The sequence below is a fragment of the Paenibacillus sp. FSL R7-0340 genome (genome assembly GCF_038002205.1).
Classification (GTDB): Bacteria; Bacillota; Bacilli; order Paenibacillales; family Paenibacillaceae; genus Paenibacillus; species Paenibacillus polymyxa_B.
Genome location: NZ_JBBOBY010000001.1, coordinates 239069 through 265771, shown reverse-complemented (window position 1 = coordinate 265771; position 26703 = coordinate 239069). Strand labels below are relative to the sequence as shown.

At 43.8% G+C, this 26703-nt stretch carries 27 protein-coding genes; 16 read left to right on the top strand and 11 right to left on the bottom strand.

Annotation, left to right across the window (positions count from 1 at the left end):
* Positions 1-240 precede the first annotated feature (240 nt).
* Both MKX59_RS01165 and MKX59_RS01160 read left to right on the top strand, forming a co-directional pair.
* Positions 241-1440 (top strand): glycosyl hydrolase family 28-related protein, encoded by a 1200-nt coding sequence (locus MKX59_RS01165; RefSeq protein WP_053326441.1) that lies wholly within the window; start codon positions 241-243, stop codon positions 1438-1440.
* A gap of 118 nt (positions 1441-1558) precedes the next feature.
* Positions 1559-2182 (top strand): acetate uptake transporter, encoded by a 624-nt coding sequence (locus MKX59_RS01160; protein WP_053326442.1) that lies wholly within the window; start codon positions 1559-1561, stop codon positions 2180-2182.
* An 85-nt stretch (positions 2183-2267) separates the two neighbouring features.
* On the opposite strand, the gene MKX59_RS01155 is transcribed toward MKX59_RS01160, so the two are convergent.
* On the bottom strand, positions 2268-3254 hold the full coding sequence (locus MKX59_RS01155; protein ID WP_075154964.1) for an aldo/keto reductase: 987 nt from the start codon (positions 3252-3254) through the stop codon (positions 2268-2270).
* A gap of 240 nt (positions 3255-3494) precedes the next feature.
* Here MKX59_RS01155 and MKX59_RS01150 point away from each other — a divergent pair, with 240 nt between their 5' ends.
* Positions 3495-4202 (top strand): phosphodiester glycosidase family protein, encoded by a 708-nt coding sequence (locus MKX59_RS01150; RefSeq protein WP_023991026.1) that lies wholly within the window; start codon positions 3495-3497, stop codon positions 4200-4202.
* Between the two features lie 53 nt (positions 4203-4255).
* Here the strand turns inward: MKX59_RS01150 and MKX59_RS01145 are convergent, their stop codons facing one another.
* Complete coding sequence (locus tag MKX59_RS01145; RefSeq protein ID WP_023991027.1) at positions 4256-4747, bottom strand: hypothetical protein; 492 nt, start codon at positions 4745-4747, stop codon at positions 4256-4258.
* Positions 4748-4863: 116 nt separating this feature from the next.
* Here MKX59_RS01145 and MKX59_RS01140 point away from each other — a divergent pair, with 116 nt between their 5' ends.
* The gene (locus MKX59_RS01140) at positions 4864-6048 is read left to right on the top strand and encodes an RCC1 domain-containing protein (protein ID WP_023991028.1); all 1185 of its coding nucleotides are present in this window, start codon (positions 4864-4866) and stop codon (positions 6046-6048) included.
* Positions 6049-6251: 203 nt separating this feature from the next.
* Here MKX59_RS01140 and MKX59_RS01135 read toward each other — a convergent pair whose 3' ends face one another.
* On the bottom strand, positions 6252-6881 hold the full coding sequence (locus MKX59_RS01135) for a YfbR-like 5'-deoxynucleotidase (RefSeq protein ID WP_023991029.1): 630 nt from the start codon (positions 6879-6881) through the stop codon (positions 6252-6254).
* Between the two features lie 187 nt (positions 6882-7068).
* Between MKX59_RS01135 and MKX59_RS01130 the strand changes: the two genes are divergently transcribed.
* The 5 genes from MKX59_RS01130 to MKX59_RS01110 all read left to right on the top strand — a co-directional run bounded on the left by MKX59_RS01130 (position 7069) and on the right by MKX59_RS01110 (position 12138).
* Positions 7069-7764 carry a response regulator transcription factor gene (locus MKX59_RS01130; protein ID WP_023991030.1) on the top strand — a complete coding sequence of 232 codons (696 nt, stop codon included), beginning with the start codon at positions 7069-7071 and terminating at the stop codon, positions 7762-7764.
* Positions 7757-8761, top strand: a complete 1005-nt coding sequence (locus MKX59_RS01125) for a sensor histidine kinase (protein ID WP_023991031.1) — start codon at positions 7757-7759, stop codon at positions 8759-8761. The genes MKX59_RS01130 and MKX59_RS01125 overlap by 8 nt, the downstream gene beginning before the upstream one ends.
* A gap of 102 nt (positions 8762-8863) precedes the next feature.
* A complete protein-coding gene (locus MKX59_RS01120) occupies positions 8864-9625 on the top strand; it encodes an ABC transporter ATP-binding protein (RefSeq protein WP_028540913.1) in 762 nt (253 codons plus the stop codon).
* A complete protein-coding gene (locus MKX59_RS01115; protein WP_340857366.1) occupies positions 9615-11555 on the top strand; it encodes an ABC transporter permease in 1941 nt (646 codons plus the stop codon). The genes MKX59_RS01120 and MKX59_RS01115 overlap by 11 nt, the downstream gene beginning before the upstream one ends.
* Positions 11556-11682: 127 nt before the next feature.
* Complete coding sequence (locus MKX59_RS01110; protein WP_235322344.1) at positions 11683-12138, top strand: hypothetical protein; 456 nt, start codon at positions 11683-11685, stop codon at positions 12136-12138.
* Between the two features lie 84 nt (positions 12139-12222).
* On the opposite strand, the gene MKX59_RS01105 is transcribed toward MKX59_RS01110, so the two are convergent.
* The 3 genes from MKX59_RS01105 to MKX59_RS01095 all read right to left on the bottom strand — a co-directional run bounded on the left by MKX59_RS01105 (position 12223) and on the right by MKX59_RS01095 (position 15149).
* On the bottom strand, positions 12223-13197 hold the full coding sequence (locus tag MKX59_RS01105; RefSeq protein ID WP_023991035.1) for an aldo/keto reductase family protein: 975 nt from the start codon (positions 13195-13197) through the stop codon (positions 12223-12225).
* Positions 13198-13359: 162 nt separating this feature from the next.
* On the bottom strand, positions 13360-14322 hold the full coding sequence (locus MKX59_RS01100; protein WP_340857364.1) for a radical SAM protein: 963 nt from the start codon (positions 14320-14322) through the stop codon (positions 13360-13362).
* Positions 14323-14420: 98 nt separating this feature from the next.
* Complete coding sequence (locus tag MKX59_RS01095; RefSeq protein ID WP_068939343.1) at positions 14421-15149, bottom strand: hypothetical protein; 729 nt, start codon at positions 15147-15149, stop codon at positions 14421-14423.
* 206 nt (positions 15150-15355) lie between these two features.
* On the opposite strand from MKX59_RS01095, the gene MKX59_RS01090 reads away from it, so the two are divergent.
* The 3 genes from MKX59_RS01090 (at position 15356) to MKX59_RS01080 (ending at position 18065) form a co-directional block, all read left to right on the top strand.
* Positions 15356-15832 carry a DsrE/DsrF/DrsH-like family protein gene (locus tag MKX59_RS01090; protein ID WP_023991039.1) on the top strand — a complete coding sequence of 159 codons (477 nt, stop codon included), beginning with the start codon at positions 15356-15358 and terminating at the stop codon, positions 15830-15832.
* 134 nt (positions 15833-15966) lie between these two features.
* The gene (locus MKX59_RS01085) at positions 15967-17475 is read left to right on the top strand and encodes an aminotransferase class V-fold PLP-dependent enzyme (RefSeq protein ID WP_340857362.1); all 1509 of its coding nucleotides are present in this window, start codon (positions 15967-15969) and stop codon (positions 17473-17475) included.
* Between the two features lie 80 nt (positions 17476-17555).
* Positions 17556-18065 carry a DUF1036 domain-containing protein gene (locus tag MKX59_RS01080; RefSeq protein WP_028540920.1) on the top strand — a complete coding sequence of 170 codons (510 nt, stop codon included), beginning with the start codon at positions 17556-17558 and terminating at the stop codon, positions 18063-18065.
* A gap of 102 nt (positions 18066-18167) precedes the next feature.
* Here MKX59_RS01080 and MKX59_RS01075 read toward each other — a convergent pair whose 3' ends face one another.
* The gene (locus MKX59_RS01075; protein ID WP_053326455.1) at positions 18168-19220 is read right to left on the bottom strand and encodes an LLM class flavin-dependent oxidoreductase; all 1053 of its coding nucleotides are present in this window, start codon (positions 19218-19220) and stop codon (positions 18168-18170) included.
* Between the two features lie 251 nt (positions 19221-19471).
* Here MKX59_RS01075 and MKX59_RS01070 point away from each other — a divergent pair, with 251 nt between their 5' ends.
* Complete coding sequence (locus MKX59_RS01070) at positions 19472-20227, top strand: AIM24 family protein (protein WP_028540921.1); 756 nt, start codon at positions 19472-19474, stop codon at positions 20225-20227.
* Between the two features lie 40 nt (positions 20228-20267).
* On the opposite strand, the gene MKX59_RS01065 is transcribed toward MKX59_RS01070, so the two are convergent.
* Both MKX59_RS01065 and MKX59_RS01060 read right to left on the bottom strand, forming a co-directional pair.
* Entirely contained in the window at positions 20268-20606 is a 339-nt protein-coding gene (locus MKX59_RS01065) for a zinc ribbon domain-containing protein YjdM (protein WP_013312677.1), read from the bottom strand.
* Between the two features lie 261 nt (positions 20607-20867).
* Complete coding sequence (locus MKX59_RS01060; protein WP_023991044.1) at positions 20868-21734, bottom strand: SDR family oxidoreductase; 867 nt, start codon at positions 21732-21734, stop codon at positions 20868-20870.
* Between the two features lie 138 nt (positions 21735-21872).
* Here MKX59_RS01060 and MKX59_RS01055 point away from each other — a divergent pair, with 138 nt between their 5' ends.
* Positions 21873-22763: a diacylglycerol/lipid kinase family protein gene (locus MKX59_RS01055; protein ID WP_023991045.1), complete on the top strand. Its 891-nt coding sequence runs from the start codon at positions 21873-21875 to the stop codon at positions 22761-22763.
* 18 nt (positions 22764-22781) lie between these two features.
* On the opposite strand, the gene MKX59_RS01050 is transcribed toward MKX59_RS01055, so the two are convergent.
* Positions 22782-23324, bottom strand: a complete 543-nt coding sequence (locus MKX59_RS01050; protein ID WP_023991046.1) for a hypothetical protein — start codon at positions 23322-23324, stop codon at positions 22782-22784.
* Between the two features lie 95 nt (positions 23325-23419).
* Between MKX59_RS01050 and MKX59_RS01045 the strand changes: the two genes are divergently transcribed.
* Together MKX59_RS01045 and MKX59_RS01040 are read left to right on the top strand one after the other, a co-directional pair.
* The gene (locus MKX59_RS01045) at positions 23420-24334 is read left to right on the top strand and encodes a phosphatidate cytidylyltransferase (RefSeq protein ID WP_025719205.1); all 915 of its coding nucleotides are present in this window, start codon (positions 23420-23422) and stop codon (positions 24332-24334) included.
* Between the two features lie 38 nt (positions 24335-24372).
* Positions 24373-24540, top strand: coding sequence for an EamA family transporter (locus tag MKX59_RS01040; RefSeq protein ID WP_305954070.1), 168 nt, complete (start codon positions 24373-24375; stop codon positions 24538-24540).
* Positions 24541-24628: 88 nt separating this feature from the next.
* Here MKX59_RS01040 and MKX59_RS01035 read toward each other — a convergent pair whose 3' ends face one another.
* Positions 24629-26608, bottom strand: a complete 1980-nt coding sequence (locus tag MKX59_RS01035; RefSeq protein ID WP_068939226.1) for a PTS fructose transporter subunit IIABC — start codon at positions 26606-26608, stop codon at positions 24629-24631.
* Between the last annotated feature and the right edge of the window lie 95 nt (positions 26609-26703).

The following is a 26703-nucleotide window of genomic DNA, read 5'->3' as shown; positions in this document are numbered from 1 at the left end:
AGATCCCCTTCTGCGTGGGCCGCTACCTCTGCTAGAAACCAAGATTTATGTCACAAAAAGGCATGTCCCAGCTGTTATAAATACGCCCCCCTTGGAGACACCCTTTCGGACAGACTCGGGGTTCGGACCACAGAAAATAGGCTGTCACACACTGTACTTGAAATAAAACCCATTTTGACCGAAAATATAAAGGGTAATTATGTAATTAATTCAACTATTTTGTTAGGAGGAATATGTATCATGTCAAATATCTTTAATCGGAAGGTCAGGTTTAGCTTCTTACTCGTAGCCATCATTGCGTTCGTTATTCAAAATTCTACAGGAGACATTCATGTAGCCCGAGCTGCGGACAATGTAATTAATGCCAAGGATTTTGGTGTTAAAGCCAACTCGAATTCCTCACAGTCAAAGGAAATTCAGAATGCATTAAAGTATTTCTACGACCGAGGAATGGAGGGAACCGTCTATTTTCCAAAAGGAACATACTTGGTTGACGAATCTATTCGTTTATATGCCGGGGTTAGCCTGAACGGTGACGGAATGGGAAAAACGATTTTCAAAAAGACAGGGTCTAAAAGCCAATACGTCGTTGGCGATCCGATTCTACGAAACAATTCTGACCGACTAGACGTGAAGTTATCTAATCTCACCATTGATGCAGACCGTGCCAACCGTGAAGCCCGTGGCGAAAGTCAGGTAGGCGGTATTATTATGGAAATGGCCGTCTCTCACTTCACGCTGGATCACGTGGAAATTTGCGATACAACGATCGGAGCCCTTCTTCGCAGAACGAGAGATTCAGAGATTACCAACAGCCGCTTTGACCGAAATAATGGACATGCTATTGCCACCGGACACGAGAGCTTTCCGGCAGGCGAGTTCCGCAATGTCAAAATTACGAATAACCAGATTACCAATTCGGGCGGCGGCAGTGGAATCAATTTATCACGCGCAACCTACACGACAGTCACTGGGAACCAAATTATTAACAAGACCCATCAATCTGATGGATACGCAGGCATTCGCATCCCTAATAATGGCGCCAACAATACTGTAAACAATAATGTGATTGAAAATTACCCGCGCGGGATCTTTGTCCTGACTGGAGCAACAGGTAACAATGTATACGGAAATACTGTAAAAAATGCATCCCTGCAAGGTCTTTTGGTCCAATCGGATGGCAATACGTTTACCGACAACGAATTTATTCAAACCAATTCCTCACTTACTCCAGAGGCAGTCATTCGCCTTGCTGACGCAAACAACAACAAAGTTATTGGTAACGAGATGACCACATACTCCGGGTTCTCCAATATAGGAATACGGGTCACCGATTCCAACTCCAATGAAATTAAGGACAACATCACAGATACTAGAGGTAAATCAGTCAGTATTGAAGGCGGGCGTAATAACGTCAATACAGGCAACCGCAATCGGTAGAAATTTTATGAATTACCTACTATGCGAGTACGTCGGTTTCCGTTACAATATGTCAGTGTGATTCTGGCATCGGCAGATTGACGCGTACTTGAACATTATTGGAGGCTTCTATTTTTTCATGCAAAACGAATCTCATTCTAACGTAAAAATCATAACGGCCGATCCGAGTGCGATCGGCCTGTTTGGCTTGGCTATCGTAACGCTTGTGGCTTCATCCCAAAAGCTTGGTCTCACCGAAGGCTTAAGCTTCATCATCCCTTGGGCTATATTTCTCGGTGCTTTTGCGCAGCTGTTTGCCTCCATTCAGGATGCAAAACATAACAATACCTTCGGCATGACGGCATTTGGTGCTTACGCCTTCTTCTGGTTAGCCGTAGCTAGTAGCTGGATGATTAAAATGGGCGTATTCGGCCCTGAGCTGGCGTCTGCTGTAGACGGCAAGCAGCTCGGCTTTGCCTTTGCGGGCTATCTCATCTTTACGCTCTTTATGACCATTGGAGCGATGGAGACGCATAAGGTTCTATTCTTTATTTTTGTGTTGATTGATTTTCTGTTCCTCGGTCTTAGCTTCGATGCATTCGGCGTTGCACCAGAGATATTCCATACCATCGCCGCTTATGCTGAAATGGGCATTGGTCTACTCTCACTGTACGGTACAGGAGCTGCCGTTCTGAATGCTCATTTTGGCCGTACATTCCTGCCCGTTGGACGTCCTTTCGGCATTTTCAAGCCACGTCCTTAACTGTATATGTAAACCCACAAAGCCGCCTTTCGCGCCGATCCGCGTAAAGGACGGCTTTTGTTTTGGGATTAATATGCTATCTTAATTATTCAGCTTGCCAATTCGGCATCCGCTCTGCCGGATAACGAAGGCCTGCTGCCATTCCTTTTGGAATGATTGCGTTAATAGCTTCCATTTCCTGTGTGGATAAAACAACATCGATGGAACCTGTATTTTCCTCTAAATACGTAACCCGCTTGGTTCCTGGAATCGGTACAATTCCCTCTTGCGCAAGCAGCCATGCCAACGCCAGTTGAGAAGGTTTCACTCCTTTTTGGGCAGCAAGGTCCTTAACATGCTGCACGAGGTCCAGATTTTTCTGGAAATTCTCAGGTTGGAAACGTGGCACCGAGCGACGGAAATCATCTTCTGCAAAATCATCAAACTTCTGAATTTGCCCGCTCAAAAATCCGCGTCCAAGTGGACTGTAGGCCACAAATTCGATACCCAACTCCTTACACGTCGGTATAACTTCATCTTCCGCTTCCCGGCTCCATAAGGAGTATTCCGTTTGCAGCGCTGTAATCGGATGTACCTTGTGAGCGCGTCGAATGAGCCCAGGAGAAGCTTCGGACAGCCCCAAATAGCGGACTTTTCCCGCCTGAACCAAGTCACTCATCGCGCCAACCGTTTCCTCGATAGGTACATTCGGATCGACACGGTGCTGGTAGTACAAATCAATCACATCTACACCCAGTCTTTGCAGGCTGCGGTCACATGCCTCTTTTACATATTCAGGACGGCCACTTACACCCATAAATGCGCCATCTTCCCCGCGCATAATGGAAAATTTAGTGGCCAATACGACTTCGTCACGGTGGCTCCGCAGGACTTGGCTAATCAGTTTTTCATTTTTCCCCACACCGTAGACATCGGCAGTATCCCAGAAGTTTATCCCTAGCTCCAGCGCACGATGAAGCGTTTTGATCGACTCCTGATCATTCAACTCACCGTAATATTCGGACATTCCCATGCAGCCCAGACCCAGTGCAGATACTTGAAGGTCGCTGTTACCCAGTTGTTTCTTTTTCAATTTTTATCACTCCTAAATTATCAGAATAGTCATCGCATTTCCTAATCACTACGTCACATTCCGTATGTTACTACTTAAAGTTAACTTGAAGTCAAGCATTGTCTTGTATATGCTATTTCAAAATTTTTTAGAAAAATTTGATTTCCGGGTTGTAAGAGGCAGCTGTAAATTTCCTATATATATGAGAAACGAATTATCGCGCGAGATTCGGTTTCAAAATAATCCAATTGGAGGTTTAACATGCCAGCAAACTACTCTTACACCAAAACGTCCGATGGTTTCCATGTTATCATCACGCCAGCTTCGAATATTCAAAATAAAAATATTCGAAGCCGGATCACACAGCAAACCGATTACGGGATTAATGGGGGCTTCTTTAACCCAATCAGCACAACAAAGGCGCCGACCGAGTGTTTGTCTATCGCGGTCACACCTAATAATACCCATGATACTAAGGCGAATGCCAAAGGGAATAGCCGTGGTACAGCATTTGTATACACGGAGAGCAACAAAACGAAAATAGGGATTACCCGTGCTTCAAGTGTGACGGATCTCAAAAAACAAATGGGGACTTCGATTACGTATAAGTCTATTATTAGCGGCGGTAGCCTGTCGCTGAAGAAAGAGGAAGAAGCATGGCTTGAGGATTTAAAAGATATTGAAAAATTTGATTTGAACGGAACGTTGCGATACACCGATTCCACCGGGCGAACTGGCCTGGGCTTCAAGGTCGTAAATAATGTTTGGCAGGTCTACCTGGTTGTTCATGAAAATGCGACACTGAAACAACTTCGCAATTATTTTATTAAACAGGATTGCTTTGAAGCCATTCTTCTTGATGGTGGAGGCTCGTCCGGTATTCAAGTTAAGAACTCTGCAGGCACTATGGTTAAGTATGAGCAAACACGTTATATCTACAACATGGTAAAACTCATTAATATCACCTAAGCCTTATGATATAACGTGCTTGTATAGGAGTAAGGAGGCCTTACCGGCCTCCTCTATAAATCATCCAGCACAACGATTTCCAATGCCAGGAAAACAGGTGTTACAGGGTACAGATAAGAAACTTCAATCGGTTGCCCCGCTTGTAATTGTGCTGGATTGATTATTTGCCTCCGCTGACCATCCATCTGCTTATAAATATGTGTATCTGGGACAGATATATAGACCGCTTGGATAGGTTTTTCCGTTGGATCATCACTTTGGGGTAGTTCTTTAGCAAATTGAACAGGCTGTTCAAATCGGATCAAATAGTTCATGGTAGGGGCTGCTAAGGGTTGTTCTACTTCTTTTTCAATTCTTTCAATACTTTCGATTTTGGCACGCCCTGTGTATACCGTTGTGCTTTCCAGACGGTCTAAGTCAAAAATAGATTGAGCCACCGCTCCATTAGATTCGTTAACCGGCGTAGCCGATTCTGTTGTAGAACATGCAGGCAGTAATGCTGCCGCAAGCAAGACAAGGACAAGGGCAGAAACTCTATTTTTCATAAGTGATCCTCCCTAATCTGGTTTATAGAATATGTTCACTATTAAGACGCGGACAGGAACAATTTGGTTGCTTTAGTCTGTATTTATCCATTACATTTTGAAAGGTGTGCAATTATATGTTAAAAAAACTCAGTTTGGTAGCTCTCGCTGCATCAACACTTTTAGTAGGAAGCTCTATTACGGCAAGCGCTGATTCTACTGTAAATTACGATCATTTGCTCTCGGCAGGGACCACTAACGCTTTCCTGGCCATGGAAGATGGATCTTCATTTTATGCAACGGGAAGTAACAGTGATGGCAAGCTCGGCGTAGGCGCTGGCGGAGGGAATAATAAAACAAGCCCAATGCAAGCAGATGTATCCGACATCGCAATGATTGATGCTGGTGATTTGCATTCAACTTTGCTCAAAAAAGACGGAACCATCTGGTCTTGGGGGTTTGCAAGTTACGGCGAACTAGGGACAGGGAATAAGAGGGACACGGCAAGAGTACCTGTTAAAAACAAATATATTGATAATGTTAAGGAAGTGAGAGCAGGAGGTCAATTTACGCTTGCGCTCAAAAATGACGGCACAGTGTGGGCTTATGGAGAAAACAACTTTGGACAGCTGGGGATTGGCACAAAAGGAGTTTCCGCCTTTTCCGTTAAGCCTGTTCAGGTACAAGGTTTAGAAGATATTGTATCCATTGATGCTGGTGACAGTTTTGGCGCAGCCCTGGACAAAAATAATCAGCTATGGGTATGGGGACGTGGTTATGACGGCGCACTGGGGCAGGATGACAAAGAAAACCAGCTTACCCCTGTTCAATATCGAATTGATGATATCAAAACTTTTACTGCCGGAGCTGACCGCATTTATGTACTAACGAACAGCGGAGAAGTATATGCTTCCGGGAGTAACACTTCTGGAAAGCTTGGGGATGGAACCTCTACTTTTAGAAGATCACCCGTATTGATCAATGTTTCCAATGTAAGTAGACTGAAAGCAGGCAAAACTCAAACTTTTGCACTTAAAAATGATGGAACTCTTTGGGGCTGGGGAACCAATAATGAGGGACAGGTAGGTGACGGGACCGATGTATTTTCTGTTAAAGTCCCATCCCAAGTTGTAGATGACACAAACACGCCACTAACCGATGTAGTAGCATTCAGTGCAGCAGGAACCCACTCCCATGCTTTGACAGCCGATGGGACGGTTTGGTCCTGGGGATATAACAAAAACGGCGAACTGGGAATCGGTAGCACCAAGGAACAATATGCTGCCACGAAAACGAATTTCCCAAATCCTTTTTCGGAATAACCAATATTCTTATCCTTAATAAATTGTTTAAGGAATACGCTTAGCCCTCCGTTTTTTCCAACCCCAAAAAAGCAATAAGGGCAGTCCAATCAACTGCCCTCATTGCTTTTTATTTTCATTTAGAGCTGCTTTATTACAAATAAAACTATGATTATGTATGAACAGAAGCGCTTCAGTAGCTTCTGGACGGTAGGGAAATTCATTTACAGAGCTAAGGCTTCTTCCGTAATCTTTTTGATATCAATGGATGAAGGCGTTTCTTCCTTGACCATATCGGGCAGGATATTTTCCAAAAAATAATCAACACAGTGTAACTGAATATTCTTGATTTTCACAAGCGCATTACGATACATGACTATAAATTCTTTTTCAGTATTTCCCCGCTGTAGTTCGGCAAATGCTTCGTACACCTGATCCATCTTGTCAGCAACTTCAAGGATCAAACCTTCTACTGAATTATCTTTGCCTTCACGTAACTGTTTGCGAAAAATAGCTTTAAAATCCTCGGGAATATTCTCTTCAATAAAATACTCAATCATACCTTCTTCGACCTGCTGGATTAATAATCGTAGTTCCTTAGAGGAATGCTTAACAGGCGTTTTGATGTCCCCAATAAAAATTTCCCCGTAATCGTGACTGCTCGTAATCTCGTATAGCTTTTTCCAGTCAATACTGACACCATTTCTCTCTTCAATATCAGCCAGCGTTTTAGCGTATTGTACTACTTTCCAAGAATGTGCCGATACGCTGTGTTCCTCGAATTTAAACTTACCCGGACAACGGATGATTCTTTCCAGCTCATTTAGCGACCGAAAATACGTGTGAATTCCCATCATTGCATCCATCCTTTAACATATATGAGATAGTCAATATAAACCCCACTATAAACCTCAACTATTAACAGCAGATTATCGCAGTATCAAGTTGAATCCACACATGTAGCACATATACAATTTTTGCTATACACTTTATAAAAGGGGAGTTGCAAAATCCTAAAAAAAGGTTAAAGTGGTGAAATCGTTGTTCAAAATCCTACTAATTGAAGATGATGAAACTTTGTTCCATGAAATGAAGGATCGGTTAACTCAATGGAACTATGATGTGTATGGCATCCAGGATTTTAATAAAGTCATTCAGGAATTCACAACGATAAAGCCTGACCTGGTCGTGATAGATATTCAATTGCCGAAATTTGATGGGTTTCATTGGTGTCGAATGATTCGATCCCACTCTAACGTGCCCATTCTTTTCTTATCATCACGGGATCATCCTACGGATATGGTGATGTCGATGCAGCTTGGCGCGGATGATTTTATCCAAAAACCGTTTCATTTTGATGTACTCATCGCAAAATTACAGGCGACACTCCGCCGCGTATATAATTACAATACAGAACCTGTCTCCCTGAAAACATGGCGTGGAGCGACGGTCGATTATGAAAAAAACGTAGTAGCCAATGAGGCTGGCTCCATCGAATTAACCAAGAACGAAATTTTTATTTTGAAGCTGCTGATTGAACAAAAAAATAAAATTGTCGCACGAGAGGAATTAATTAAAAGCCTCTGGGATGATGAACGTTTTGTCAGCGACAATACCCTGACCGTCAACTTGAACCGCCTGCGTAAAAAATTAGACGAGCTGGATTTGGGCCGTTTCATTGAAACGAAAGTCGGGCAAGGCTACATGGCTACAGAAGAGGCACCTTCCTATGATTAAAAAATATCTTATAGAGAGGCGAAGCTGGATTCTACTGTTTGTATGCCAGCAATTCCTGATCCTGTTCATTGCTTATGTGGATGCAGCAATTCCGTTAATGCCCATCCTTTATATTGTCTTCTTATCCATGATGATTTTCTTGGTTTTTTTAATCATTCGCTATCCCAAGGAAATCAAATTCTATACCACACTAGAAGAATGGAGGAGCCCTCTTGAACTAACGGGTATAGGCGAACCGGAGAGTCCGTTTGAGCAAATCATTGAACAAAAAATCACTGACCAGACCGAACGGTTACAACAGATCATCTCGCAAAATCAATTGACACTTGAACATGAAAAAGATGAATTATTATCCTGGATTCATGAGGTAAAAACACCTTTGACCACCATGCATTTGATGATTGAGCGGTTGGACGATAAGCCCCTAAAAGCTCAGTTAACCTATGAATGGCTACGAATCCACTTACTGCTGGATCAGCAGCTCCATCACAAACGCATATCCTTTATTGAAAATGATCTGTATGTCGAGCAAGTGAATTTAAAATCTCTGGTTTTTAATGAAATCAAAGCATTACAGTCATGGTGCATCCAAAAAGGGATCGGTTTTGACATCCAATTGGAGCACATGGAAGTGCTGAGTGATGCCAAATGGCTGGCTTTTATCATCAGACAGCTCTTAACCAATGCCATCAAATATAGCGATGCCAGTGATATTATCATTCACAGCTATGAACAAAGGGATCGAATACAGCTTGAGGTCCAAGACTTTGGGCGCGGTATTGATCCGAAGGATATACCCCGTATTTTCGAGAAAGGTTTTACCTCCACAACCCAACATTCTGATCATACTTCAACGGGTATGGGGTTATATTTAACGAAAAAGGCAGCACAGTCCTTGCTCATACATATAGATGTGCACTCCAAACCGAACGTGGGTACAACCTTCACTTTAATTTTCCCCAAACGAAATGATTTCGTGAGCATGGTGAGCATGTGACAGAGATGTCACATGCTTTTATGTATTGTTCGCCCAATCAAAGGAAAAACATCGGCTCTATTTTTATAATAAGGCTACAAGAACAATAAGGAGTGCATCGAAGTGAGTATTTTAGAAGCCCATAAAATTCATAAAAGCTACGGTAATAAGTTAAATATGCAGGAGGTTTTGAAGGGAATAGATATCGTCATTGAAGAAGGAGAATTTGTCAGTATTATGGGAGCCTCCGGCTCAGGTAAAACCACACTGCTGAATGTTCTTTCCTCCATTGATAAAGTGAGCCAAGGCTCCATTAAAATCAATGATATCGAAATGACGAAAATGAAAGAAAAGCAACTGGCTGAATTTCGCAAAAAGCATTTAGGCTTTATTTTTCAAGAGTATAATCTGCTGGATACGCTAACTGTGAAGGAAAACATCCTCTTACCGTTATCCATCACCAAAACCCCTAAAAAAGAAGCCAACCAAAAATTTCAGGAAGTAGCTACAGAACTGGGAATTTATGAGCTCAAGGACAAATACCCCAATGAAATTTCGGGTGGACAGAAGCAGCGTACATCTGCGGCCAGAGCGTTTATTCATGAGCCCAGTATTATTTTTGCCGATGAACCTACGGGTGCGCTGGATTCCAAGTCGGCTTCCGATTTATTAAATAAGCTGGGCCAGTTGAATCAAAAACGCAAGGCAACCATTATTATGGTCACGCATGATCCTGTCGCTGCCAGCCATTGCAGTCGGGTCATTTTTATTAAAGATGGGCAAATGTATACGCAGCTTCACAAAGGCGAGCAGGAAAGACAAAGCTTCTTCCAGGATATCATGAAAACCCAAGGGGTCTTAGGCGGGGTCCAATATGAACATTAATCTGCTCATTCTAAAAAATTTGAAGAAAAACCTGAAAAATTATTACCTTTATGTTTTTGCTCTCATTTTCAGTGTTGCGCTCTATTTCGCTTTTGTCACATTACAATACGATCCCTCCATGGACGAAGTGAAGGGTTCTGTTAAAGGTGCAGCCTCCATACGGGCAGCTTCCGTTTTACTGGTCGCCATTGTCTGCATCTTCCTTTTGTATGCTAATAATATCTTTATAAAAAGACGCAGCAAAGAAATTGGCCTATTTCAATTGATCGGAATGACTAAAAATAAAATTTTTCGCATCCTGAGTGCTGAAAACTTAATTCTATACTTCAGTTCACTATTCATCGGAATTGGGGTTGGATTTTCCTTTTCCAAATTAGTGATCATGATTTTATTTAAGACGACGGGCGTCGAAGCCATTGCCACTCTATATTTCTCTAACCAAGCACTTATTCAAACACTCATCGTTTTTGGTATCATCTATCTGTTGATCATGCTCATGAATTATTCCTTTATCAAAAGACAGAGTATTTTGTCTTTGTTCAGAGTAACCTCAACCACCGAAGGGAAAATCAAAAAAATATCTATCTATGAGATGATCATCGGGATCATTGGAGTTTCATTCATCGCTTTAGGATACTATGTTTCTTCCAAATTATTTGGCGGAGACTTTACATCCATGAATGAATTGTTTATGGCTATGGTGTTTATTTTGGGCACTGTCATCATCGGAACACTCCTTTTTTATAAAGGATCTATCCGCTTTATTTCCAATATCATCAGAAAAAGTAAAGGCGGCTATTTGAACATTAATGAGGTGCTATCTCTCTCATCCATTATGTTCCGTATGAAATCCAATGCTTTGTTGTTGACCATTATTACGACGGTATCGGCACTTGCCATCGGTTTACTCTCCTTAAGCTATATCGCCTATTATTCTGCGGATCAAGCAGCTGAGGACAATGTGCCTTCCCATTTTGCAATGACGAATGTACCGGAGGCTGAGAAATTCAAAACGTTACTTCAGGAGCATGACATAAAGTATCTAGAAAAGAAAATTGAAGTTATTCAAGTCAGCGTGAACACAGCGCAAATTATGGACACTCCTCTGGAAGGATTAAATATCGGTGCGAATTCCATGACGTTGCCTGTCATAAGCGATCAATCTGTGAAGGGTACGGATGTATCTCCAGGCCAAACGATTTTAACGGGCTATAATGATTTGTTACAGAAATTTATGTCCTTGAAAAACTCAGGTCCATTGGATTTGAAGGGAAATAAGGAAGTCATACACCAACAATATGTGGGTCTAAAAAAGGAGTACGTGATTCCCTACTATTTCACAGCCGGTGGATTACCCTCTGTCATTGTAGACGAAACTATCTTTGAGCGGCTAAAGAAAGATGCAAATCCTGAGATTCAAAAGAAGTCATCCTTATATATTGGAATTGATATGATAAATGCAGAACAGATCAAAGAAGCCGATCGTCTCTTTGCAGCTGCGAATTTTAATGATCAACAAACATCACGCCTTGAAATGAGCAGCAATCAGAAGCGGAACATGGGAGTGATCATGTTTGTAGTTGGCTTTTTAGGACTGACCTTTCTCATTACATCAGGCTGCATCCTTTATTTTAAGCAAATGGATGAGAGCGAAGACGAAAAAGCCAATTACACCGTGTTAAGAAAGTTAGGGTTCACCCAAAATGACCTGCTTAGAGGCATTAAAATAAAACAACTCTTTAACTTCGGCATTCCACTAGTAATTGGCCTTTCACACAGCTATTTTGCCGTTCAATCCGGCTGGTTCTTGTTTGGAACTGAAATTTGGATGCCTATGATCATCGTTATGGTACTGTACACCGCCTTATATTCCATTTTCGGGATACTATCCATCCTGTATTATAAAAAGGTCATTAAATCAGCATTGTAATCGGCAAAAAGAAAAAAAAACCCCAGGCGAAAGCGCTGGGGCTTTTCCAAATATTTGAGCATTTTCGTTCCTATGTGTACAATAAAATAACTATCATCGTTACCCCAAAGGGGGAGAGCTTATTTTATTGTTAATCATCAATGGCATCGGCATCGTAGCCAATATCATACTCGGTTCCTCTGTAGGCGTGGCTATTATCGTAGGAATCGTCTTTTTCCTGATTGGCTTTCCTGAGTTTAAAAGATCGCCGAAACTCACGAAAAAGGCTAAAAAAGATATCACCTATATTATGTCAACCCTATTAACTCTCCTTATATTCGTAGTTATTGTTTCTTGGAATCTCCACACTTCAGGTGACCAGTTTCTTGAAGGTCCGCTAACACCGCAAATGAAGTTTCACTGGGGACAAAAGGTGTTGCTGCTAGGGTTACTGGAGGGCTTATGGGCTGTCATCAGCCTAAAATGGCTGTTGCCTATCTTTTTTGATCCGCTGGATCTCAGTAAGAAGCAAATCCTTGTTTTAGTAAGCGGGATTGTATTTAGTGTCGTTTCAGGTATTTATGCCATGCTTGAAGCAAGTTAAAAAGTCTGGCCCTTCTCTGTTACGCACAGGAAGAGCGAGACTTTTTCATTAATGGTTCCTCTCTACAGAGGCTCATGTGAACGCTTAACGCAAAGGTTCAAAACCCTCTGCTTGCTTGAGAATCCGCTCAATTTCCGCGCATGTCTCCGGTTGCAGCGTCACTTCGACTGCTTTTACATTTTCTTCGATTTGTGCCGGTTTAGTGGCCCCAATGAGCGCAGCGCTGATACCCGGTTCTCTCAGAATCCAGGCAAGCGCGAGCTGTGACAGGGTGATACCCAAATCCTTCGCCAGCTTATCCAGATCCTGAACACAGTTTAGAACGGTATCGTTCATGTAACTGCTGATGACATTATTGACAGAGGCATCAGCTCCGCGGCTGCCCGTCGGTAAAGGTTGTCCAGGCTTGTATTTACCCGTGAGGATACCTTGGGCCAGAGGCGAAAATACAATTTGGCCGATACCTACCTGCCCGGATACGGGAAGTACCTCATGTTCGATATAACGTTCGAACATATTATAGATCGGCTGATTGGCAATCAGTGGCCGCAAATTCAGCCTTTTTCCAATCCCATAGGCATCCGTGAGCTGGGCAGCACTCCATTCACTGACAGCAGCGTATAGAATCTTACCCTGAGCCTGAAGGTCATCAAGCGCTCGCAGCGTCTCTTCCAAAGGAGTACCCGAATCATAACGATGACAGAAGTACATGTCGATATAATCCGTGCCAAGACGCTTCAGACTCGCTTCACATTGCTCCATAATGTGCTTGCGTGACAGTCCCCTGTCATTGGGACCAGAATCCATAGGGAAGTAAACCTTGGTAGATAACACATAGCTCTCTCTTCGATAAGGCTTCAAGGCAGCTCCCATAGCCTTCTCGCCTTCTCCCCGGTTATACGCGTTCGCGGTATCAAAGAAATTAATCCCGAGTTCAAAGGCTTTGGCAATACAGGTATGAGCTGCTTCCTGCTCGGCAGCTGTACCGTACGTTAACCAGCTACCCAGACCGATTTCACTAATTTTAAGACCACTGTTGCCTACATTTCTATATTTCATATCTACTCCTTCTTTCATAAGAAGATCATATTTTTATATTTTAACATGTAAACCCTTTCATTAAAATCATTGATAAAGGACTCATGGAGTTATATGAAGGATATCTACCACCCTAACTGTTAGGGTGGTAGATGCTTATAGCCTCACAATCTCAAATCATATTTACTTGCTTCCTACAGGAAAAAGCGCATCATATGCGGGACAAGGCAGTTTGTCGAGAAACTCCTGAAGCTGCTTCGGTTTATTTTTGTAAATATCCTTTAGGGATGTTCCATTATAAATATTGCCGATGACCACAGGATGGCATAGCTCACAGATCAGGATGTCCCCGTTCCCGTGAAGATGGAGCTGTTTTTTACCATCAACACAGTTGGAAAAATAAACACCAGGCTGTTCCTTGAAGCCCAGCGCTTCTGCAAAACGGTCCATACAGGTGAAATACAACACAGTATCATCTTTTTTATGTGCAATCAGGTCATGAACGGAACGGACGAGCGCTTCCTTGGTGGAAATAGCATTCCAGTTCGTATGATCCATCACAATGCTGTTTTGGATTTCATGGATGCGCACACCGAGTTCATATACCTTTTCGCTAATCGCTGGCATGTTGTTCTGCGTCTCCGCAAACAGCAACGTCTCCAGCACCGTTTCCAGCTTGGCTTCGGTACATAATCGGATATTTTGAACGATTTTCTCATACATGCGAGGATGAACATGATAATAGGTTGCATATTTATCGGCATCCGTGAAGTTGAAAGAGATATGAATGTTGGAAAGTCCTGCATCACGCAGTTTCTCAATTCGTTCAGGGATGAGCAAGCTGGCATTGGTATTGAGCTGGGTAGCGATGCCCTTGCTTGAACAGTGAGCCACAATGTCCAGACAATCCTCATACTTCAAGGTCACTTCTCCCCCGGACAGTCGCACACGTTTTAACGTTGGAATATCATCAATAATATCAATGACCTCTTTGCTGCTAATGCATTGCCCATCGTTCCGCTGATACGCGCAGCAGTAATCACACTTGAAGTTGCAATTAGAGGTGACCCCGACTTCCAGTCCCTCCAGCTCGTAGATGCCCGGCTTTTCCAGTTCAAGTGCTTTATATTTGTTGTCTATACTCACTTTCTCATGATCCTCCCGATCTCAGGCTTATGTCTTGAATTCCCTTGAGATTATACAGAATAGGAGCGGTTTGTAGATATGACATTGGTAACGGTGGGCTACTTTACAGGAGTAAGAAATTCTTTATCTACATACTTATAAGTCTCAAATAAACCTTGAGAACCATAAGGCACATCTAATTCATGTCCATTCAAAGTAATATAGGATTGTCCTGTTACAGCTAACTCCTGATGAAAGGGATCTATCTTTTTAATGTTTTCTACATTTGTAAATGAAAAAACCCATATCTCAGTATTCGTAGATAAGTCACCCGCTGCAATGATTAACTCGTTAGTTCCATCATGATCAAAGTCGTAAACGCTCGCTTGAAGCCTATAGCCTGCTTTCAATTCCCCAAACTCGTCAAAGGCTTCCGATTCTCCAGTTGAAGACAGGTCGAGCGGCCAACCTGTAGACTCGGAAGGGAATATCACCAACGTTTTCACCCCGTTAGGATGATCCATCCCTAATACAAGTTCAGCCTTAGTTTCGCCCATTTGGAGAGGTAACTCCACATCAGGTTGGCCTGACGTCCAATCTGCATGAACTAACGAATTTCCTTCTTCTGAACGTATAATAGCTTTTTCTTTAGGTACGACTACTTTCATAGATTGGCCTGCATTAGTTGCACTATCCTTCTTCTGTTCAGAATTTATCGGTTGCTCGGAGGACAAATTTTTGGAGATCGAAGCTTTTGAAGATGAATCCGTATTCTTCTCTTGATGGGTTCCACATGCTGTCACAATCAGCAATAAAAATAAAATCATTATAGACGATGTTTTTTTCATAAATTTCAAACCCGTTCCTTTCTCAATTATCCTAATATTTCATAAAACAATGGTGCTATGTAATTTCCATAGATAATAATAACATATAGTGAATAGTGATCTTGATCCGACACATGCCCTGCAATTGTGAGCGATATGTGAACTGGGCATACTTCTCATTCCCAAATCCATACTGAATATATCTGTTGGTAATGGAGGCGGGAATTGTGGATAAAAGGATGAATCTGCTTATGTTCAGCGGCGATTATGATAAGGCAATGGCTGGACTGATTCTGGCAAATACAGCGCGGGAATTGGACGTGGACGTGACGATGTTTTTTGCGTTCTGGGGACTATTTCTGGTTCGTGATCCTGACAAGATGACGTTTGAGGACAAGACGATTTATGAAAAAATCATGGGCTGGATGACTCCAAAAGGACCCGAAGAGTTGCCATTATCCAAAATGAATTTTAGCGGCCTTGGCAAGCTGATGCTGACGGAAATGATCGAAGATAACGAAGCCCCGAAGCTCATTCATTTCTTAAAAGGAGCACGGAAGAAAAATGTGAAATTTTATGCCTGTAAGCTATCGGTCGATATTATGGGCTTTAAACCGGAAGAATTTATACCTGAACTGGAAATTATCGAGGCCAAAACGTATTTAAAAGATGCGCTCGAATCCGATATGCAGTTGTTTATATAAGATAGACTTGCGCCTTATCCGGCTGTTGGATGAGGCTTTTATTGTGACTAAATGATGACACTCGCCTATTTTTTTTAACCTATTCGGGCCTACCTACGTACCCTAAGAAGACAGAACGACTTGGGAGGCGCCGTATGCTCATGGCTCGAATTGGAAGCAGTAATTGTAGGTATCAGCCTTCTAACGAGGCTTATTTCCAAAGGTATCGTGAAAGTACAATCGGATATCACCAGACCTTTGAATCTCCATATGGGCAAAAAAAGCTGATTTATGCGGATTGGGCAGCCAGCGGCCGTCTGTATGGACCCATCGAGTCGAAAATAGCTAATGAATTAGGCCCTTTTGTGGCGAACACGCATACGGAGTCTAATTTGACAGGAACTCTGATGACCCAAGCCTATGAAGAAGCGAAACAAATCATTAAAAGCCACGTTCATGCTAATGAACATGATATCATCCTGTTCGCCGGGTCTGGTATGACAGGTGCAGTGAATAAGCTTCAGCGACTGTTAGGATTGAAAATACATGAAAAATTAAAGCCCCTCTACCCCATCGCCGAAAAAGAACGTCCCGTTATTTTCGTTACACACATGGAGCATCATTCCAATCATATTTCCTGGGCAGAAACCATTGGAGACGTTGTGTGTCTTCCTCCGGGTCCCGGCGGAATTGTCGATCCAACTCATCTCGAACGACTGCTGCTTCAATTCCAGCATCGCCCTATCAAAATCGGCGCCTTTACCGCCTGCTCCAATGTTACAGGGTTCGAAGTACCGATTTACCAGCTAGCGCGCAAAATGCACGAACATGGTGGCATTTGTTTCGTTGATTTTTCGGCAAGCGCACCTTACGCCGAGATCAACATGCACCGTACAGATCCCCTTGAGAAACTGGACGGGATTGTATTTTCTCCTCACAAATTTCTTGGGGGGCCCGGTACAAGTGGCGTTTTAATTGTGGATTCGAGGCTGTGCCTCAATTGTGCTCCGGATCAGCCCGGAGGGGGCACAGTTAGCTGGACCAATCCTTGGGGTGGATACGAGTATAAAGAGAATACTGAAGCCCGTGAGGATGGAGGGACGCCTGCTTTTCTACAGGCCGTTCGAACGGCGCTCTGCATTCGGCTGAAGGAACAAATGGGACAGAAGCGCCTGTTGGAGCGCAAAAAGGAACTGACATCTCTATTACTAAAGAGCTTGAGTACCATACCAGACCTACACATTTTAGGAGGAAGTAGCCAAGAACGAATGGGAATCGTTTCTTTCGTTGTCGGCCATATTCACTATAACCTGATTGTGAAACTATTGAATGATCGGTTTGGCATTCAGGTCCGGGGCGGCTGCTCTTGTGCAGGCCCCTACGGACATTATTTGCTGGGCATCGACCAGCAAACATCTAAACAAATGACAGACCTGATCCATGCGGGAGACTTATCTCGAAAACCGGGCTGGGTGCGTCTGTCGCTCCATCCCATGATGACGAATCAGGAAGTCTCCTATATCGCCTCTTCCATACGGGCAATCGTGGAAAACATCATGACCTGGCAAAAAGATTATACCTATCAACCAGAATCAAACGAATGGCGATCTATGCATGAACATCACAAAATAGACATCAGCAAATGGTTCAATTTCAGCGATTAAGAGACTCCTGTCCGTTCCCTTCTTTCAAAATTCTCATAGGATACACTGTAAATTACTATATGAGGAAAGAAGTGACGACAATGGGTCTCAATTTTCGCAACAGTACTAGTGCAGCTATCTTTGTAGTCTTTGCCTACCCGGACTTCAGCTGTACTCCTGTTAACTACTCTAAAGCAGGCTGGTACCGTGTTAACCCCGGACAGACTATTCAGGTTTGGAGCGGCTTCGCAGGAGGTAATACGTTCTTCTATTACGCTGAAGATGATTTTGGACGCGAATGGCGGGGTTCATATTTCACTCAAGTTCCTGAAAATGCCTTCAATTGGTGCTGGGATACAGGCTGTACCACTTGTAGAAGCGTGGGACTGCGGAGAATCGCAGTTAGTCCGTTCGTCTTGGACTACACCATCAACTTTGTAACGAGTAGCAGTCAAAGAAAACCTGCATCATCCACACTCCGCATGACATTGCCTTCCAAAGCAACCCAAGAGAAACCTATTTTGCGCAGAGTTCCTGCAACACCTAAGAGACTAAAACAAGGCAAAACTTTATTGCAAAAACGTATTGCGCATAAAAAACGGACCAAATAAAAAATGATCTGATCAGCTCGCATATAGTTTTTTAGAACCCAAAAAAGGAGCGACCTCACCCCCATGGCCTGCTCCTTTCTCTTTTATCTATGAGGTAACCGCTTATTTACTCTCGGATTCCCACTTGGATATCTCTTTACGAACCCGTGGTGCTACCTCTGTTCCCAATAGCTCAATAGCTCTCATGACATCATCATGCGGCATCGTACCGACGGGCACGTGCAACAGAAAACGTGTAATGCCTACCTGTTTACGCAGATGAATGATTTTCTTGGCAACCGTATCGGGATCGCCTACATACAACGCTCCTTCAAAGCTGCGTGCGGCATCGAAGCTGGAACGAGTGTAAGGGCCCCAACCACGTTCACGCCCAAGCACATTCATGCTCTGCTGAGTGGAAGGGAAGAACTTATCCGCTGCCAGCTCAGTAGTCTCTGCGATAAAACCATGCGAGTGTGATGCAACCGGAAGCAGCGATGCATCATGACCGGCATGCCTAGCGGCTTTTTTATACAGTTCCACCAACGGGGCAAACTGTACAGGACTACCCCCAATAATCGCCAGAACCAGCGGCAACCCGAGCAAGCCTGCACGAACCACAGATTCCTGATTGCCCCCACTCCCAATCCATACGGGCAAAGGATTTTGAACTGGACGCGGATACACACCCAAATTGTTGATTGCCGGCCGATGTCCGCCTTTCCAGGTGACTTTCTCGGATTCTCGGATTTTCAATAACAGCTCCAGCTTTTCATCGAATAATTCATCGTAGTTATCCAAATCATACCCAAATAACGGAAACGATTCGATAAAAGAACCTCGGCCTGCCATAATCTCAGCTCGTCCATTCGAAATACCGTCCAGTGTAGCAAAATCTTGAAACACACGTACGGGATCATCCGATGAAAGCACCGTAACTGCACTGGTTAACCGAATTCGTTGGGTCTGTGCTGCTGCAGCAGCGAGGATAACAGCCGGAGCAGATGCCGCATAATCTTTACGATGATGCTCCCCCACGCCGTACACATCCAGCCCTACCTGATCTGCAAGCACAATCTCCTCGACCACTTCACGTATACGTTGTGCGTGACTGATAACCTCACCCGTTTGGGTATCCGGCGTTGTTTCTACAAACGTGCTTATACCTATCTCCACTTGTTCTACCCCCTATTTTCATGCCCTATTCTCATACGACTGCTTTCGAAGCCAATCATTTTAAAAACCGATATCTTTATATTGAACCTTTTTCACATCTTTTTCAAGCTCTCCTTTTTTGAGTCTGAAAACCAGCCAAGGGAAGTGTCCAGATTCGCCGCAGGAAAAGAAGTCTCTTTGTCGAATATTTTATGGAATAAAGAAGATTCCCATCCCCACAACATGAATACAACAAGGAGGCACATACATTTATGGCTTTTGTCATTAACAATTTAAAGGATAACAGCAATGTTGCCATGACTGACCAATTAGGTGGATTTACGGTACTAGAATACATAACAGATTTGAGTTCTACCTCGGTTATGGCTGCGAAAGACAATTACTATATGAGCAAAAGTAATATGCGCCGCAAACAGCTCATGATCGAAATCAACAATAGTGAGATTATGATGAAGGCGGGAGCCATGCAATATACTGTGGGTAGCATGGAAATGACTACTGGTGTAAAAGGCGTTGGAGGCTTAATGCGAAACTTGGTGTCCGGTGCTGTAACGGGAACAGGTGCCATTAAACCACACTATAGAGGCACGGGTACGATTATGCTGGAGCCTACTTACCAATATATTTGGCTTATTGATGTGGACAATGATGATATTGCCATCGAAGACGGCTTGTTTTTGGCTTGTGACACGACGCTGGACATTTCCGTCGTTGCACGTAGTAATCTTTCCTCTGCTGCACTGGGTGGAGAAGGGTTATTTAATTTAAGCGCCCGCGGAAAAGGAGTTCTGGCACTTCAAGCTCCAATCCCTTCTGAGGAAGCGGTCGTTATAGAATTGCAAAATGATGTGCTGAAGGTGGATGGTAACTTTGCCCTCATGTGGTCCAATACCTTACAGTTCACCGTCGAAAAATCCGGGAAAACCAAAATGGGCTCGGCTGCTTCCGGCGAAGGGCTGGTAAATGTGTACAGGGGAACGGGAACCGTATGGTTAGCACCATTGTAAATAAAAAAGGAGAAGCCCTCGGCTTCTCCTTTCTTACATTTTAATTCTTTTTTACAAACTCCGATTTTAGCTTCATTGCTCCAAAACCATCAATTTTGCAGTCAATATCGTGATCGCCATCTACCAGACGGATGTTTTTTACTTTGGTGCCGATTTTCAAGACGGATGAGCTTCCCTTCACTTTAAGGTCTTTAATGACAGTTACAGAGTCACCATCCTGCAGGATGTTACCATTCGCATCTTTAACAACCTTTACGTCTTCACTGCTTGCTTCTGACTCGGTAGACCACTCATGAGCGCATTCCGGGCAAATGAAAAGACTGCGATCCTCATAAGTGTATTCTGAATTACATTCAGGACAATTTGGTAAATTAGACATGGTATTATGTACTCCATTCATTTTCAAATTCTACTGCTATGCTAAGCTTCCTTGATAGACCAAGCTTGCTCCAAGTCTTCCTTGGAGTTCCCTACAAGTATATTGGATAATCCGTCACGATTCCACTCATTGATGAAACTAATCTGAGTATTGTTGTACCTTATATGTAAGCGTTCTGTCTACTGAAAATGCCGAGAGGTAAACATGTAACTAAAAAGGACGCTGTCTTCCTAGGCAGCATCCTTTTTTACGGCACGTTTATTATGCTTGGGTTTGCTTGATCAGTTCACTAATTCCTTGACTAAGCGGCGTAAGGGGGCGTTTCAACAGCTTCTCGAAGTCGTTGCTTACGACATCCAAGGCTCCTTCACGAATTGCTTGTTGAATACCGACCACAATAGGGATGGCACCTTCCGGGACTCCCGCACCGAGCATAACCTCGGCATACGTAGCATCATCCACCTGCTGTACAGGAACGTCTTTGCCCAGAACCTCAGCAAGTACCGCTGCAAACTCTTCTTGGGTAATCGGCTTACCGGAGAGCTCGTATATTGTATTCTCATGCCCTTCGCCAGACAAAACGGTTGCAGCTGCTTGCGCATAATCTGCGCGGGTAGCCCAACCTACTTTACCGGACCCTGCCGAGGTTAGCCAAGGAGCCCCCGCGAGTACGGATTGGATCGTGCCTGCCTCATTCTCCAGATACCAATTATTACGCAAGAAGGAGTAAGGAATACCTGACTCGCGAATGAACTCCTCCGTGATACGATGTACGGGCGCAAGGAATAGAGTGCTGTCAGCGGCATTGGCAGCGCTAGTATAAACGATGAAGCCTACTCCAGCACGCACAGCAGCATCAACAGCCGCTTTATGCTGACGGATTCTAGTATCATTATCCCCGTCTGCGGATATAATCAGCAGTCGATCTACTCCAGCAAACGCCTGATCCAGCGTCTCCGGTTTATCAAAATCGCCATGACGAACGTCAACACCACGAGACCGTAAGTTCTCTGCTTTTTCTGGATTTCTTACGCTAACAATAAGATCGTTTGCGGAGACAGATGTAAGCAACGTATCTACCACGATGGAACCCAGTTGCCCCGTTGCTCCTGTTAATGCAATTTTCATATGAAATCCTCCATTCAAATTGTATTCACTTTTATATAGTAACTAAAAATATAACACATGTCTAATCTAGAGTCTAAAGGTCTGCTTTTCGGGTAAGAGTTGGTAACCCAGACTTTCCCCAGAGAAAGGAACATGTATATGAAGAAAGCTATGATTATTGTAAATCCCTCTTCCGGCAAAGAGGAATCCCTCCAACATGTCAGAAGCGTAGAAGAAATTCTACGTGATCAAGGATACGTTGTTACGGTTAAAGAGACGGCAAAGGAACTGGACGCCACTCGTTTTTGCGTCAATGCGTGTGAGGAAGCTTGTGACCTAGTCGTTTCCATCGGCGGGGATGGCACACTTCACGAAACAATCAACGGTTTCATTGATCAAGACCACCGTCCAAGACTGGGTGTCATCCCCCTGGGGACAGTCAATGATTTTGCCCGTGCCTTGCAAATTCCGCTAAGTCCCGAGCTAGCGATCCGTACACTGACTTCTGCCCGCGTGAAAAACGTAGATATGGGTCTCTTAAACGGCCGAATGTTTGCCAATGTTGTTGCCACAGGTTCGCTTGCTGAATCGCTATCAGCTGTATCATCAGACGATAAATCCATGTTTGGCACGTTTGCCTACTTCAAAGAAGGCATGAAAGAGCTTATCAGCCATCCTGCCCACTCACTTATCGTCCGCTATGATGACAATATCTGGGAAGGAAAATCCCCACTCTTTTTGGCTACTTTGACCAATTCAGTTGGCGGATTCGAGAAACTGGCGCCCGATGCGGCTGTTGACGATGGTCTGCTTCACTGCTTTATTTTCAAAAACCTCAATATATTGAACACCGTGACGGCCAGCATATCCTTATTTTTAGGCAACCTGAAGGATCATAGTGATATCGTTTACTTTACCGCAAAGCATGTAAGTGTCAGCTCTGCAGAACCGGTCAGTACGAATGTAGATGGTGAGGAAGGGCCGTCTTTGCCTATCGAGCTTGGTATTTTACCGCGTCATATTGAGGTAATTGTGCCGGAAGAGGTTTAAGTAATGCGGTGCTGATCCTCAAGCTTGAGGATCATACTCGCTCAATTTCCCCTCGTAGATCAAATGGAATCGATCACTTTGACGAAAATCGTCTGGCGTAACAAGAGCGGGCAGCTTGTTCCATATTTTTATGCCGGATCGCTGTAAAATTTCCGCAACGAATTGCGAACAAAAATAAGAATTACTGAACTCGACTGGTTCTTTGAGTGCAATACCAATCAAACCCAGTAAGTTATACATATATTTTTGACGACTTCGGATAAATACATGTAAAACTCGCTTCATTTTTTCAACTTCACGGTCGGTTACTTGAAGCTCGTAGATAACACATGTTGTATTCGGAAATCTGCTGTATGTACCTGTCTTAATATCCTCTTTCACGAAACCACCATCCAGAGGGTTATTAGGGGTCTTTCTCCCGAAGCTGTATAACTCCGAAAGTTCCCGGTTGAAGGAAATGGAGGCGTGATTGTATGGCGCTCTCGTATAGCTTTTAATGACTCTCGTAAGAAACGTTCCCGTATTCGTAAGCAAGATAAAGACGGATTGATCTGCTACCATTTACGAAATTTCCCCTTATCAAGTTTGAATTATTCCTTCATAATAACATAGGAGCCTTAATGGAATCCTATTTCGCGATAAGTTGGTGAGTGGTAATGGACAGTTCGCTATTAACGTTAATCCTTATTTTCGCAGCCTTATTGGTCATCCATCTGATTTATATAGTGGTAGTCAAAACACAGCCAGACAAAGACTATGCAGCTATTGGGCTTCGCATCAAGACATGGTGGGGTATGTTCTTTATCTTTTGCTTGGCAACTCTTTTCAATCCGATCGTTTCACTGCTTTCCTTGATGGCACTCACCTTTTTTGCGCTAAAAGAATACTTTTCCATGATTAGATCCAGAAAAGCTGATCGCAGATTGTTTCTATGGGCGTACTTAGCGATTCCCGTACAATTTTATTGGATTTATATCGGGTGGTACGGAATGTTTATTGTCTTTATCCCTATCTATGTATTCTTACTGCTACCGCTCCCGCGATTGATCAACAAAGGAACGGTTGGTTTTTTGCGCAGTGTCAGTTCGACCCAATGGGGGCTCATGCTGATGGTTTTCGGGTTGAGTCATCTGGCCTATTTTCAGTTTGCTACGCCGCAATACGGAGCAAAACTTGTACTTTTTCTAGTGGTACTGACGCAGCTCAATGATGTCGTACACTATCTAGCATCACTCTATTTCGGAAAGCGGAAAATCGTCCCGACATCCAATCCCAATATAACTTGGGAAGGCTTTGCATTCGCTTTTCCCGTAACCATAGCGGCTTCCTATCTTATCTATCCCTATCTGACGCCGTTTGACCTGAAATTTGGAATTATTTTCGGCATGCTGATCAGCTTGAGCGGTTTCTTCGGTAGCTTAACGGTTTCCGTGCTGAAGCGGGATTTATTAATCGGCGATGATGACAAGTTCGATGCTTTGAAAAAAAGCTATTTAAGTCGGGTGGATAGCTTGACCTACACCTCGCCCGTCTTTTTTCACGTGATCCGTTATTTTTTTGACTTTATGTAGCGATTACATGGCTCAAACCTAGATGATCATGGAACACAATATCTTGTTGTGAAAAAAGCAGCCTATCCTCACGGGGTTGTATTCCCGTCAGTACACTGTTGCTGTCCTATATCATCCTCCGTGAATCCTTCTCATTGGCTCATCTGGCTGGTGCAGGCTTTGTATTTCTCGGCATCATACTTATATCACGCGGTGAACGCCGCTGACTTACGCAAAGACCTTCTCAAGAAAAGAGGCTCCCGGCTGAAACTTCGGGAGCCTCTTTTTTTTGATTCAAGTTCTTGGCGCATTGAATTAATGCACCTGATCCAGCAATTGATATGCTTCTTCCTTCGAAGCAACCGCCAAGAGCGTTTCTCGGAAATGATCGTCCATCAGCTTACGTGATAACATTTGCAGCACTTTCAGATGCGCATTTTCCTTGCTGTTGCGCGGTACGGCAATCATGAAAATCAGTTTTGCTTCACTTCCGTCTGCACTATTCCAGTCAACACCACCCTGCTTGATGCCGAAGACCACGCTTGGCTTCAGGACAGCTTCCGATTTGCCATGAGGAATGGCAATATTCATTCCAATGCCTGTGGAGCCTTCTTCCTCTCTGGCTAATATTGCCTGTTTGAAATCACTCGCAGAGCTTACGGCTCCATTTCTCTCAAGTGCTCCGATCATTTCATCAACTACAGCATCTCGTGTCGTTCCTTCCAGATCCAGATTAATCAGATCCATTGTTACAATATCCGTCAGTTTCTCAATGTGAATGGCCTGCGAAGACACGGCTGGCCCGTTATTTGTGACAGTTGTTGAGGCAGATGACTCCGCAGCGGCCATTGTAGTAATCGCAGATTGTCCAGCTTCCCCAGCAGCATCTGGAGTTACAGTTGCTGCAATATCTTTTTTCAGCAAGCTCACCAGGACAACCGATACAGCTACGCCGACAATAACGGCGATAAAGAACATAAGCACATGATCTACTGCACCAAGTACAGCTACAATCGGTCCACCGTGAGCTACCTTGTCACCTACATTCCCCAACATCGCAATGACTGAACCGACCATGGATCCTACCATGATACTAGGAATAACACGCAGTGGATCTTGCGCCGCGAATGGAATTGCACCTTCGGTAATACCGAACAACCCCATTGTGAATGTTGCCTTCCCAGCCTCGCGTTCCGCAGGTGCAAATTTACGTTTGTTGATCATCGCTGCAAGTCCCATCCCAATCGGTGGAATACAAATCGCAACGGCGATTGGCCCCATAATTTCATAATTCCCTTCGCCGATCATGGCCGAACCGAATAAGAAAGCAACTTTGTTCACAGGTCCACCCATATCGAAGGAGATCATCGCACCTAGAATCAATGCCAGTAGAATTGAGCTTGTACCTTGCATACCTGCAAGCCAACCTGTTAAAGCTTCAAACAATTGTGCGACTGGAGCACCGATTACAAAGACAAAGATTAATCCAACAATTAATGATGCCAATACAGGGATAATAATTATAGGCATGATCGGCTGTAATGCTCGGCCAACTTTGATTTTCCGAATCCCAAGTGCAACATAACCGGCCAGGAAACCAGCGATAATGCCGCCGATAAATCCAGCCCCCGCCTCACTTCCATAAAAGCTGCCGTTCGCAGCAATGAATCCGCCAATCATACCTGGTGCAAGCCCCGGTCTATCCGCAATACTCATCGCGATAAATCCGGCGAGGATCGGTATCATAAAGGTAAACGAAGCTGAGCCGATATCCTGAACCGTCTTCCAGAATGAACCGTCCGGTATAACCAAACCGCCTGGAGTCTTCTCACCGCCAATCGTCAACGCAATGGCAATAAGCAATCCTCCAATGACGATGAAGGGTACCATATAGGATACACCGTTCATCAAGTGGCGGTAGATGGGATTTTGTTTCGGCTTGTTCTCCTGTGAGCTACTTTCGGCAGAACGCGACTCTGCCTGGTATACAGGCACATTCCCCTTCATCACCCGCTGGATCAATTCCTCCGGACGGCGAATCCCATCCTGTACGCCAACGACCAGCAGTTTTTTGCCGACGAAGCGGTCTTTAACTACCGTTTTATCCGCTGCAATAATAATGCCATCTGCCTCACGGATCTCCTGCTCGGTCAGTTGATTTTCGACTCCAATGGATCCTTGTGTCTCGACCTTCATCTCAATGCCCAGCTTTGCTGCTGCCTTTTGCAGATTCTCAGCTGCCATATACGTATGTGCAATTCCGTTAGGACATGAGGTAATCGCCAATATCTTCATAGTCATTCCCCTTCTCTCTAGTGTTTCCGCTTACATTGATAGTATAAACGCCTATCTTGCTGTTATCGGACGAACTTTTTACCGGAACTTTCGGA

Excerpts from the sequence above, each read along its gene's own strand:
- MKX59_RS01165 (WP_053326441.1), top strand. The coding sequence starts at position 241 with ATGTCAAATATCTTTAATCGGAAGGTCAGGTTTAGCTTCTTACTCGTA.
- MKX59_RS01160 (WP_053326442.1), top strand. The coding sequence starts at position 1,559 with ATGCAAAACGAATCTCATTCTAACGTAAAAATCATAACGGCCGATCCG.
- MKX59_RS01150 (WP_023991026.1), top strand. The coding sequence starts at position 3,495 with ATGCCAGCAAACTACTCTTACACCAAAACGTCCGATGGTTTCCATGTT.
- MKX59_RS01145 (WP_023991027.1), bottom strand. The coding sequence starts at position 4,747 with ATGAAAAATAGAGTTTCTGCCCTTGTCCTTGTCTTGCTTGCGGCAGCA.
- MKX59_RS01140 (WP_023991028.1), top strand. The coding sequence starts at position 4,864 with ATGTTAAAAAAACTCAGTTTGGTAGCTCTCGCTGCATCAACACTTTTA.
- MKX59_RS01135 (WP_023991029.1), bottom strand. The coding sequence starts at position 6,881 with ATGGGAATTCACACGTATTTTCGGTCGCTAAATGAGCTGGAAAGAATC.
- MKX59_RS01125 (WP_023991031.1), top strand. The coding sequence starts at position 7,757 with ATGATTAAAAAATATCTTATAGAGAGGCGAAGCTGGATTCTACTGTTT.
- MKX59_RS01115 (WP_340857366.1), top strand. The coding sequence starts at position 9,615 with ATGAACATTAATCTGCTCATTCTAAAAAATTTGAAGAAAAACCTGAAA.
- MKX59_RS01105 (WP_023991035.1), bottom strand. The coding sequence starts at position 13,197 with ATGAAATATAGAAATGTAGGCAACAGTGGTCTTAAAATTAGTGAAATC.
- MKX59_RS01095 (WP_068939343.1), bottom strand. The coding sequence starts at position 15,149 with ATGAAAAAAACATCGTCTATAATGATTTTATTTTTATTGCTGATTGTG.
- MKX59_RS01085 (WP_340857362.1), top strand. The coding sequence starts at position 15,967 with ATGCTCATGGCTCGAATTGGAAGCAGTAATTGTAGGTATCAGCCTTCT.
- MKX59_RS01080 (WP_028540920.1), top strand. The coding sequence starts at position 17,556 with ATGGGTCTCAATTTTCGCAACAGTACTAGTGCAGCTATCTTTGTAGTC.
- MKX59_RS01070 (WP_028540921.1), top strand. The coding sequence starts at position 19,472 with ATGGCTTTTGTCATTAACAATTTAAAGGATAACAGCAATGTTGCCATG.
- MKX59_RS01065 (WP_013312677.1), bottom strand. The coding sequence starts at position 20,606 with ATGTCTAATTTACCAAATTGTCCTGAATGTAATTCAGAATACACTTAT.
- MKX59_RS01060 (WP_023991044.1), bottom strand. The coding sequence starts at position 21,734 with ATGAAAATTGCATTAACAGGAGCAACGGGGCAACTGGGTTCCATCGTG.
- MKX59_RS01055 (WP_023991045.1), top strand. The coding sequence starts at position 21,873 with ATGAAGAAAGCTATGATTATTGTAAATCCCTCTTCCGGCAAAGAGGAA.
- MKX59_RS01050 (WP_023991046.1), bottom strand. The coding sequence starts at position 23,324 with ATGGTAGCAGATCAATCCGTCTTTATCTTGCTTACGAATACGGGAACG.
- MKX59_RS01045 (WP_025719205.1), top strand. The coding sequence starts at position 23,420 with ATGGACAGTTCGCTATTAACGTTAATCCTTATTTTCGCAGCCTTATTG.
- MKX59_RS01035 (WP_068939226.1), bottom strand. The coding sequence starts at position 26,608 with ATGAAGATATTGGCGATTACCTCATGTCCTAACGGAATTGCACATACG.